A 9,922-nucleotide genomic window follows, 5' to 3' on the forward strand; every position below is an offset into this window, starting at 1 on the left:
TTCGGGGGAAACCAAATCAGCGATCAGCTCCCAAGCCGCATCCGGGAGTTCGTAACGCTTTGCCATGCGGGCCTCCAGCCTGTCATGGCGCCGATTCTACCCGTTCAGACTTTTCGTACAGAACCTAAGTTGACTTTAGAACTGTTCAGCCATGGGAAATGGCCGCCATTCCAGTAATTTTGGTTGTCGCGCGACGGAGTGCAGCCATTTCCAACCAAGCACTGCCATCCGATTCGAGTAACCTCCCAATGCGCCGGCACTTCACCCAGCCACTCCACCCCGGAGTCCTTCATCGGAACGCTCGGGTCGAGGCCCTTGGTCACCGCATGGGATATCACCGCCTGGCGTTTTTCCTTGAGCAGCTCGATCAGACGCTGCTGCTCTTCGATCAGCGCGTCAATACGGGCAGTTTCGTGGTCGAGGAAGCGGGCGATCTTGGTTTGTTCTGCACGCGGCGGAAAGCAGAAGCGCTCTTGCAGGTAGGCCTCAGAGTCAAGGTTCTGGATGCCAGTGGTTTGCTTGATCGCTGGGTAATTAACCTTCCCTTGATAAAGGCTGTCAAAGGCATAGCAGAGAAATCTGTTATCGAACTCCACCAGCGGGCGCATCCGCGCAACAAAATTCGAGGTTATGGCCTGGAAATCATGCTCAAAAAGCACGACACAGCCGACCAATGTCTTCTCGCCACCACCAGATTTTTCGATCAGAAGGTCACCAGGCTGGAGAAGGCGTGAGGCGCGCTCTTTCTGTGTAATGCTGCGATAGGTCAGCTTGTCGAGTCCGACTCGGGAGATGCCACGATCAAAATCTGCCACGCGAATGACCGCTATATCATTCTCTCCGTCAGGCTCTTCCCCCCAAAGACCGTTGGCACAGCCATCTACTGCGCGTTTGAGGGAAAAAATCGCCCAATGCTCTGGCACTTCCCCCAACCACTCCACCCCGGAATCTTTGTACGTCGGATACTTCGGAAAGCTCATGCCGACAGCTCCTCGATCATCCGTTTGATCCGGTCGGTGCAGGCCTTGAGGTCGCGGTCGATGTCCTCCAGCGGACGTGGCGGCTGAAACACGTAGAAGTGGCGGTTGAAGGGGATCTCGAAGCCGACGATGCCGACCTCTCCGTCCTGCGCATCCGTTTTGCTCTCGTCGATCCAGGCGTCAGGCACATGGGGCAGTACTTCGCGCTCGAAATAGGCGTACACCGACTCACCGAGCGGCACGTTCTCGAAGTCGCGCAGGCCGCTGTCCGCCTCGGGCTGGCCCTTGGACAGGCAGATATCGGCCTCGGGATCGCGCTCGCCGAGGGCGTTGAGCAGGGCCTTGAGCTCTGGCGTGCCGGGGGTGACGCCTTGCAGCATCAGGGTCTTCTTCAGCAGCTTGCTGAACTGCTCGCGGTTGCGGTGCAGGATGCTGGCATCCATGGACTGCAAGGCCTCGACCAGTTTCTGGCGGGCGGCGTCGTCGAGCTTCTGGATGGCCTTTTCTTCCAGCACCTTGCCGATGCGCTCGGCGTTGGTCTGGAAGTTGAGGCGCAGCGGGCGTTCGACGGTGATGCGCCGGTAGCCGAAGGCCTCGACGGGGAAGATCTTGCTCTGGGCGTTTTCCGCGAAGCTGCCGTACAGGCGCACCAGATCCTCGATCTGCGTGTCGTCGAGGAACTGGCGCTTGCTGCCCAGCGACTTGCGCATCTTGCTGGCGTGCTGGCTGCCGTCGATCAGCTGCACCTTGCCCTTGCGCTCGTCCGCCTTGCGATTGGAGAGCAGCCAGACATAGGTGGCGATGCCGGTGTTGTAGAACATGTCGGTGGGCAGGGCGATGATCGCCTCGACCAGATCGTTTTGCAGCAGGTAACGGCGGATCTCCGACTCGCCCGAACCGGCACCGCCAGTGAACAGCGGCGAGCCGTTGAGGATGATGCCGATGCGTGAGCCGCCGTCGCGCGGGTCGCGCATCTTGCTCACCAGGTGCAGCAGGAACAGCAGCGAGCCGTCCGATACACGCGGCAGGCCGGGGCCGAAACGGCCGCCGTAGCCCTTGACGGTGTGCTCGTCGGTGATCTGCTTCTGCACCTTCTTCCACTCCACGCCGAACGGCGGGTTGCTGAGCATGAAGTCGAAGGTGTTGCCGGCCAGTTGGTCGTCGGACAGGGTGTTGCCGAGCTTGATGTTGGCCACGTCCTGGCCCTTGATCAGCATGTCCGCCTTGCAGATGGCGTAGGACTCGGGGTTGAGCTCCTGGCCGTGCAGGGAGACGGTGACCTTGTCGCTGATCGACTGGATGTACTCGTCGCCCTCGGACAGAAAACCGCCCGTGCCAGCGGTCGGGTCATAGATGGTGACGATGCTGTTGGGCTTGAGCTTGTCGCCCTGATCGGTCACCACCAGCGAGGTGGTCAGGTGCACGATGTCGCGCGGGGTGAAGTGTTCCCCTGCGGTTTCGTTGGAGCTTTCCGCGAACCTGCGGATCAGCTCCTCGAACACCAGGCCCATGCCGAAGTTGGTGATCTGCTCGGGGCTCAGCGGGGCAGCGGCGAAGCGCTGTACCACCTGATACAGCAGGTTGGCTGTGGCGAGTTGCTGGACGAAGTTCTCGAACTCGAAGTGCTCGAAGATCTCGCGAGCATCCTTGCTGAAGGAGTGCACGTAGCTCATCAGGTCGGCGGCGGTCTGCTGCTCGGACAAGGTCGCCAGGACCAGCTTGGATGTGTTGAAGAACTGCTGGTCGGCAGCGCGCAGCAACAGCTTCTCGCGCACCAGGTCCGGCTTGTTCCAGTGCTCCTGGGCCTGCGCCAGAACCGCGTCCTTGGTCGGGGCCAACACGCACTCCATGCGCCGCAGCAGGGTGAACGGCAGGATGATGCGGCCGTACTGCGACTGCTTGAAATCGCCACGCAACAGGTCGGCGATAGACCAGAGGAAGGAGGCGGTCTGGGAGTGATTTTCCGTGTTCACGGGGGGCGTGTCCTTGGTGGGGCAAAAGGGGGAGTTTACCCCGCCAAGGCTTCTTGCAGAGCATCCGAGAGGTGTCTGGCCTAACCGCGACTTTGGGCCGTGATCATCGGCCGGGGAGGGGAATCCAGCCGCGACCGGGCTCAGGAACAGGGTCAGCCGCTGGACGACCGCGCGCAGCGGGCTGGGCAGTGTCAAACTCATGATGACTGCCTCAATAAGCACTGTATTTATGCCCAGCAAATCAGATGCGACACCTGAGAATGTGCAGTATGTGCAAAATCTGCACATTGTGATGAGCGAGGAGGAGGCCCCGTGGTGGCGGATCGCGAAACCGAGCCCCGGATTCGGGAGGTGCAGGCCCTGGCCGAGCGTGTCTTTGAGAGCCGTTCGATCGCGCTCGACTGGCTGGCCAGGCCCAACACGGCGCTGGGGGATGTCACCCCGCTGAGTTGCTGCGCGACGGAGGCGGGCGCACAGCTGGTCCGGAGGATTCTGCGGGCCATCGAGTCCGGCGGGGTGGTTTGATAACGGCTGGGGCGGCAGGTGCAGCATGTGCGGAGGTGTCGAGGTGGCGGGCCGCTACACGGAAAGCGGCAAGCTGGTGCGTGTTTACTTTCCAAAAAGCTCCGGGTGGGCATGGAGGCCATGCTGGACACGGCGCCCGCTAAGTAACGGAGCAGCTCCGCGACTGGACCGCTCGTCTGAGCATCAACGAAAACGGGTCCGCATGTCCTCGATGGATAGCAGCTTGGAAGGCTGGACGGTGGCTATACGATCACACGCAACACGCTCGATACGGAGATCCTCCAGCTCATCCAGGAGTGCCTGGTATGCCTCGGCGCTAAGGGTGACGGCTTCTTGCTTGGACTGGTCAGTCATGGCTGCACTCCCTGTTGGCCCCCGCAAGACGACCTGCAGGCTCCATCGTTTTGCCATGGGCAAGAGCTGCCTTTATGAAGTGGTGTTGGTTGTCTGAAACACCGCCGCCCAACCGTAGGGCCTCTTCCGTGAATTTCGCGATCATGGCGTGCTTGTCAGAGACTTTCTTGTGCTTCATGCCTACCTCATGCGGGGTTGTGTCCCGAGATGTTAGGTGTCACTGAGTGATTACACCCCCTTTGAGCAGAATGTAGCTGCGCTGCCCCAGCCCATTTCCTGAAGCCGGCGGCGGAGACTCGAAAGCCACGCCGTCCTTCGCGTCGGGCTGATGCCGGCTCAAGTGCACGCACGACCGCTTTCCCATTTTTTGGGAGCACGGGGGGCTCAGGACGGGATCGAAAGTCGCTGCCGCCAAGGGCGTGCGGCCAGGCTTTGACTAGCAGCCAGATTGCCACCGAAACAGCTGCGGCACAGAGGTTTGCTCAAGTCGTCGTAACGAATCGGGTGGCCGTCTTGGTCAAGCAAGTCGCCGCCGGCAGCCTTGAGGAGGGCATGGCCGGCGACCACGTCGTGCGGAGATACAGGGTAGAGCGAAACCCCCGCGATGCTGGGCATCTGGCTGAAGCGCGCCGGAGCACAGAGCACGGTGTTGAGCTCTGGTTGCTGGTCGGCGGCCGTGCTGACAAATACCACCGAGTTAGCGTCGAGCTGCCATGCGTCCAGGTTGGGGCAAATGTGTCGGCCATTGCGCAGCAGGCCAGTCATGCTGAGCTCCCAGGCAATGCAGTCAGGCCCGCGCGTGGTAACTGGCGCATAGACGACGCCCAGCACCGGTACGGCATCTTTCAGTAGGCCAACGGAAATGGCCGAGCCAGGCCTACCCGCCAGGAAATCCGTGGTGCCATCGTTTGGATCCACCACCCAGCAATGGCTCGCCCCAGTCAGCGCGCTTCCCGTTTCCTCTCCCCAGAAGTCTCCCAGCTGCAGTCGCAGCAGCCCCTCGCGCAGCAGGATCTCCACTTCGACGTCGATATCCGCCTTGTCTCCCGCCCCGCGAGGGCCACCTGGCCGTGCAGCTTCGGCGGCGATGAGTGCTCCGGCGCGCAGAACCAAAGAGATGACTTCATTCAGCATGAGCTTGTCTCGAGATTGATGTTCGGCGCTGGGACTGTACTGTCCGGCGTACTCGGCAGCGGGAACGGATGGCAGCGTCACTCCGGGGAACAGGTTGAAGGCCCTATTTCAATTGATCGTCAGGTCATTTTCAGTCGAAATCGAGGGGGAGCGTTTTGGGCCCTGCATTCGGCGGTGGCACGCATCGAGACGCCATACGATCGGTGGCACCCACTATCTCCCCAGCTCTTGGCAGGTGGCCATGTAGTCGTTCACCGCCTCGCGGAAGGCGGCCTGCAACTCGGCTATCGTCTCACCTTCGTAGTTGACCAGTGCGTGAATGAAGAGCAGCTTGCCGAACAGGCAGTTGTCCTCGGTGCTGGCTTCGATGGAGCCGTAATACCCCTGGTGCTGCAGCAGATTGCTCACGGAATCAGTCCTCCTGCCCTGAATCAGGATCGTCGCCAAACATATGGATAACCCAGTGCACGCGCTTGAGCTTGGCCATTGCATAACCGAAGCAGGACCTACACAGCTGCATACTTTCGCGCTCGCCATCGCGCCGCCGAAGCGGGACCGCTGCGTACTCGGCTTAACCATCGAACCACTGCGCCTGCAGTACGCCGTTGCCGGTCCATGCCTTACTGGCATTGTCCCTATTGCAGGGTAGTGTCTGTGTCAGCCAGATCGCCGTGCTGTTGTGTGAGTAGTACTCCCGCTTCAGCGGGTCGTCCACCGCCGGACCGACAGCGTATCCAGCTCACCGTCGACCTCCAGTCATGACCGATCCAAACGATGTTCATGCAATTGCTCATGCTCGAGTCGCCAGAGCCTCAGGAACGTCCGCCAATCATCGACGTAGTAGCCTGGGAAAGCACTGCACATCGTCGAGCCGATGCTCGCTGCAGCCATACGGCTGCGCCATGGCTCGGGTATGTCGGCCGGTCGCACAACCTCGAGCGGTGGATTGTCACGCCGGGAGACCGGTACGAGACGAGCCACATCCCCCAGCGTCCAGGTTGCCGCTTCGCCAATCGGCGCCTCATGGTCCAGTCGTTCGATGAGATCGAGGCAAGCCAGCGCATGGGCCCGCCGCTCTCGATGGGTCATCGCCCAAAGGGCTTGGCGGCGCAGTTTTTCGCGCGAGTAACTATCGGCTTTGATGGCTGTCAGCTCTGCCTTGGTGATCAGCTCTGTCACTTGAAACCCCGCTCTTCCTGTCTGGTCGCATTCGACTTCAGCTCACGCTACCGAGGATTCCTCGGTTGTTGGAATCAGCTCATTCATCTTTGGCGTCTGAATCGGCTGCCGCCTTTCCGAAGGATTCCCAGTGGTCAACCAGCTCATCGACGCGATCGGGAATGCGCGGGGTTTTGCTGAGCACAAGGCAGCGTGTCGTGCCCACGTACTCCTCGATCAGGTACAGCGAGTCCCCGACGTCGACCCCCATTTCCTGCAGGGCTTCATCGGGAATGCGAATACCGCCATCACCTTCCCAGTCTTCGATCACGACCTGCCGGGTTTCCATGGGGGGCTCCTGGGTGAGTTAGATCAGGCGTCCGCGGGGGGAGGCGACGGCGAGCCGACGCCAACAGGGCCCACGGCACAGGAACTCAGGGTAGCGAAACAGCCGCCTGCCAGAAAGTAACGATAACGGATTTTATCGTCATATTTTTCGGCCAGGTCTGTCCGAGATGTCGGCCTGAGGTTGCCCGGGGCTGGATCACTCTTCGCGAGTAAAGCGATAAAACAAGTTGGGCTCGCTGATCAGGTACAGATGCCCCTCGTCATCAATGGTCACGCCTTCAGCCTGTGGGATGCCTTTCTGTAGGCCAGCAAAGCCACCGCCAGGGAACGGAAGCTCACCACCTTGCCCTCGTCGGTCATCTCGATCAGCAGCTTCGATTCGTCGCTGAGCAGGATCAGGTGACCGCTCCGCTGGTCGAAGACGACCGAGGACAGGTCGGTGGCGAACACCTTGGCCTTAACCAACCCGGACAGGTCGCGCACATGCAGGGATAGGTCACCCTCCAGGCTTTTGCGCAGTCCGCTCACTTGCAGCAGTTGACGGGGATCGCGCTCCTTGGCCACGAACAGGCGGTCGCCCTTCAGGTCGTAGGCCAAGCCCTCGAAACCCTTGTTGTCACCGCTGCCCATTGCTAGGGTCAGGGCCGGATAGTCGTCGCGGCGCAGTACTCCTGCGTGGATGAGGCTGCCATCCGGGTTAAGCGGTACTGGGACGACGACCAGGCTCTGGCGGCGCTCTTCGGCGATCACCAGTCGGTCATTGCCGGCATAGGAGACGGCCTCCACATCGTGGAAGCCATCCAGCTCGAAGCGGGCTTGCACATCGCCCTCGCGGCTCAGTACGAACAGCTCGTTCGGTCCGTTGGTGACCGCCCAGAGGCGATCGCGGTCGGGGTCGTAGGTCAGGCCGGACAGGTTGTTGTCCACCCCCGGTATGGGCTTGGCGTCCAGTTCGACCCGGTAGTCTGGCAGCCAGACCGAGCGTTCCTGCCAGGCGTCGGTGTGCCAGTGGGTCATGATCCAGAAGTACAGGCGGTCATCGAGGTGATGGGCACGCAGCTGGTACACCGTGAGCAGCAGCAGGCACAGCAGCGCCCACAGCCAGGTGCGTTTGCTCGTCAGTCGTTCCGTCAGGGGCATGGGACTCTCTTGGGTGATGCGGCCGGTGTGCTCCATGCAGCGTAGGCCGCGAGTGTTTCATTCCGACTCGGCCTTGCTGGCACAGTCGATGCACAGCGGGGTGACCGGATCGAACTCCAGGCGCCCGGCGGCGATGGGCTCGCCGCACTGGGTACACCAGCCATACTCGCCTTCGTGCCAGCGCTTGAGGGCCAGCTGCAACCGGGTGCGCTCGCGCACGGCCCGGCTGCGGATGGCATCGGTCATCGCCTGCTGCTGGAGGGCGTCCATCCGCGACAGGCGCCCGACCTTGCTCTGATCCAGCTCGACCGACTGTGCACGGGCCTCGGGGTCTTCGAGGAGTCGATCCAGTTCGGCGGCCCGCTGCTCCAGCAGGGCCTTGAAGTGGGCAAGATCCAGGGCGTCGGCCATGGCGTCAGCGCAGCATCAGCAAGGGCGTGGCGGTGGTGCGCAGCATGCTGGTGGTGGTGCTGCCGACCAGGAACTCGCGGATGCGCGAGTGGCCGTAGGCGCCCATCGCCAGCAGGTCGATCTGATGCTGCGCCTGGTAGGCGTGCAGGGTCGGTTCGACCTCGCCGGCCAGCATGGCGGTATGCACCTCGAAGCCGGCCTCTTGCAGTCGGTGTGCGGCCTGCTCCAGCGGCTCCTTGTTGCTGTTGATGTCCGGGCCGACCATTACCAGGTGGATCGGCAGCCCCTGGAGCAGCGGGCTGGTCGCCAGCATCTCGACACCCTTGCGCGCGGTGGCGCTGCCGTCGAAGGCCAGCATCGCGCTCTGCGGTGCCTTGAACTCGGCCGGGGTGACCAGCACCGGACGGTGCATGCTGCGGATCGCGTTTTCCAGCTGGCTGCCGACCAATTGGCCGGGCTTGAGGCTGCCCTCGCCACGCTTGCCGATCACCAGCAGGCGAATGTCTGCCCCCAGCTCACCGAGAGTCTCGACCAAGCTGCCATGTTGCTGCCGCGCAGCGGGGTCGGCAACGCCGGCCGCGATGGCGCGCTCCCTGGCGGCGTCGAGCATCAGCTGGCCCTGCTCGCGGGCAAGATTGCCGCGCTTCTCGTCGAGGGCGGCCAGCTCCTCCAGCAGGTGCTCGCGGCTGCCCAAGCCGATGCTGCCTGGGGATACAGGTCGCGGTCGATGACGTGCAGGAAGGTCAGCGGCGCGGTCAGGCGCTGGCTGGCCCAGGCTGCGTAGTCGCATACCGCAGCGGCGGAGGGGGAACCGTCGATACAAGCCATTACATGGGTCATGTGTGCAGTCCTTCTCAGTGGCTCATGAGTTTGTCGATGGCGTCCGGTTTGCCGTGGACGCCAAAGCGGTCAACGATGGTGGCACTGGCCTCGTTGAGGCCCAGCACCTCCACCTCGGTGCCTTCGCGGCGGAACTTGATGACCACCTTGTCCAGCGCAGCCACGGCGGTGATGTCCCAGAAGTGCGCGCGGCTGAGATCGATGGTCACCTTCTCCAAGGCCTCCTTGAAGTCGAAGGCGGCGATGAACTTGTCGGAGGAGCTGAAGAACACCTGACCGGTCACGGTGTAGGTGCGGTGATCACCGCTGTCGTCGAGGGTCGAGCCGATGTGCATGTAGTGGCCGACCTTATTGGCGAAGAACATCGCCGCCAGAAGCACGCCTGCCAGTACGCCGTAGGCCAGGTTGTGAGTCGCGACCACCACCACCACGGTGACCACCATGACGATGTTGGTCGACAGCGGATGCTGCTTCAGATTGCGCAGCGAATCCCAGCTGAAGGTGCCGATCGACACCATGATCATCACCGCCACCAGTGCAGCCATGGGGATTTGCGATTTTGCGGATTGCTCCGTAATGGCCAAAATTTTGTCAAAATTGCAGGATCAGACTTCCTCAGGACACTCATGCTTTTCAAAATGTGCGAATTCACGAGTTGAGTGCAGCACGGTAGCTGAAGTGAGGCGGACGTCTCATGATGCTTGGCCATCAGATCGCTCATGACCTCAAGGGGGCTCTTGGGGCTGCATCGCGTGCGCCGGCGGATGTTCTGCTCGAATGCAATCGCATCCAGCTGCCCCTGGCTTGTAGGTCGACAGATCCGTGCCCTTGGGCTGGTACTGATGAATCAGTCCGTTGATGTTCTCGTTGCCCCGCACTGCCAAGGTTGTGTGGGGCACAGACGTAGATAGCCGCCGGTCATCTGAGTTATTTGGGTAAGCGGATTAAATGGTTGATCTTACCTTTGCATGAGAGTGAGACAGACCGGCATCTCATCGGATTATCTGGTTGATGCTTCACCTACTGCTGGTGCATGTTTCCTTCGCTAATTCCAGCAAG

Annotated in this window: 8 protein-coding genes and 5 pseudogenes; 1 reads left to right on the forward strand and 12 read right to left on the reverse strand. The window is 61.5% G+C overall.

Features of this window, described 5'->3' with window-relative positions; genetic code table 11:
- Positions 1-230 precede the first annotated feature (230 nt).
- Positions 231-980, reverse strand: a pseudogene (locus RA210_RS17430) (restriction endonuclease subunit S); the annotation flags it as partial.
- Positions 977-2,953 (reverse strand): type I restriction-modification system subunit M, encoded by a 1,977-nt coding sequence (locus RA210_RS17435; protein ID WP_201487433.1) that lies wholly within the window; start codon positions 2,951-2,953, stop codon positions 977-979. The pseudogene RA210_RS17430 and the gene RA210_RS17435, both read right to left, overlap by 4 nt.
- Positions 2,954-3,268: 315 nt before the next feature.
- Here RA210_RS17435 and RA210_RS17440 point away from each other — a divergent pair, with 315 nt between their 5' ends.
- On the forward strand, positions 3,269-3,478 hold the full coding sequence (locus RA210_RS17440; RefSeq protein WP_236574792.1) for an MbcA/ParS/Xre antitoxin family protein: 210 nt from the start codon (positions 3,269-3,271) through the stop codon (positions 3,476-3,478).
- A gap of 183 nt (positions 3,479-3,661) precedes the next feature.
- Here RA210_RS17440 and RA210_RS17445 read toward each other — a convergent pair whose 3' ends face one another.
- The 10 genes and pseudogenes from RA210_RS17445 to RA210_RS17490 all read right to left on the reverse strand — a co-directional run.
- Entirely contained in the window at positions 3,662-3,832 is a 171-nt protein-coding gene (locus RA210_RS17445; protein ID WP_201487435.1) for a hypothetical protein, read from the reverse strand.
- A complete protein-coding gene (locus tag RA210_RS17450; protein WP_201487436.1) occupies positions 3,825-4,010 on the reverse strand; it encodes a hypothetical protein in 186 nt (61 codons plus the stop codon). Before RA210_RS17450 ends, RA210_RS17445 begins: the two co-directional genes overlap by 8 nt.
- 206 nt (positions 4,011-4,216) lie before the next feature.
- Positions 4,217-4,966: an inositol monophosphatase family protein gene (locus RA210_RS17455; protein WP_201487437.1), complete on the reverse strand. Its 750-nt coding sequence runs from the start codon at positions 4,964-4,966 to the stop codon at positions 4,217-4,219.
- 216 nt (positions 4,967-5,182) lie between these two features.
- Positions 5,183-5,374: pseudogene (locus RA210_RS17460) on the reverse strand (type II toxin-antitoxin system HicB family antitoxin); the annotation flags it as partial.
- Between the two features lie 348 nt (positions 5,375-5,722).
- Positions 5,723-6,145: a hypothetical protein gene (locus tag RA210_RS17465; RefSeq protein ID WP_201487438.1), complete on the reverse strand. Its 423-nt coding sequence runs from the start codon at positions 6,143-6,145 to the stop codon at positions 5,723-5,725.
- 79 nt (positions 6,146-6,224) lie between these two features.
- Positions 6,225-6,473: an AbrB/MazE/SpoVT family DNA-binding domain-containing protein gene (locus tag RA210_RS17470; RefSeq protein ID WP_201487439.1), complete on the reverse strand. Its 249-nt coding sequence runs from the start codon at positions 6,471-6,473 to the stop codon at positions 6,225-6,227.
- 195 nt (positions 6,474-6,668) lie between these two features.
- Positions 6,669-7,612, reverse strand: a pseudogene (locus tag RA210_RS17475) (SdiA-regulated domain-containing protein).
- Positions 7,613-7,669: 57 nt separating this feature from the next.
- Positions 7,670-8,023, reverse strand: a complete 354-nt coding sequence (locus RA210_RS17480; protein WP_201487440.1) for a TraR/DksA family transcriptional regulator — start codon at positions 8,021-8,023, stop codon at positions 7,670-7,672.
- A 4-nt stretch (positions 8,024-8,027) separates the two neighbouring features.
- Positions 8,028-8,863 (reverse strand): annotated as a pseudogene (locus RA210_RS17485) (universal stress protein).
- Between the two features lie 14 nt (positions 8,864-8,877).
- Positions 8,878-9,417, reverse strand: a pseudogene (locus RA210_RS17490) (STAS domain-containing protein); the annotation flags it as partial.
- Positions 9,418-9,922 lie beyond the last annotated feature (505 nt).

This window comes from Pseudomonas sp. OF001, assembly GCF_904426495.1.
Classification (GTDB): domain Bacteria; phylum Pseudomonadota; class Gammaproteobacteria; order Pseudomonadales; family Pseudomonadaceae; genus Geopseudomonas.

Excerpts from the sequence above, each read along its gene's own strand:
- RA210_RS17445 (WP_201487435.1), bottom strand. The coding sequence starts at position 3,832 with ATGACTGACCAGTCCAAGCAAGAAGCCGTCACCCTTAGCGCCGAGGCA.
- RA210_RS17450 (WP_201487436.1), bottom strand. The coding sequence starts at position 4,010 with ATGAAGCACAAGAAAGTCTCTGACAAGCACGCCATGATCGCGAAATTC.
- RA210_RS17455 (WP_201487437.1), bottom strand. The coding sequence starts at position 4,966 with ATGCTGAATGAAGTCATCTCTTTGGTTCTGCGCGCCGGAGCACTCATC.
- RA210_RS17470 (WP_201487439.1), bottom strand. The coding sequence starts at position 6,473 with ATGGAAACCCGGCAGGTCGTGATCGAAGACTGGGAAGGTGATGGCGGT.
- RA210_RS17480 (WP_201487440.1), bottom strand. The coding sequence starts at position 8,023 with ATGGCCGACGCCCTGGATCTTGCCCACTTCAAGGCCCTGCTGGAGCAG.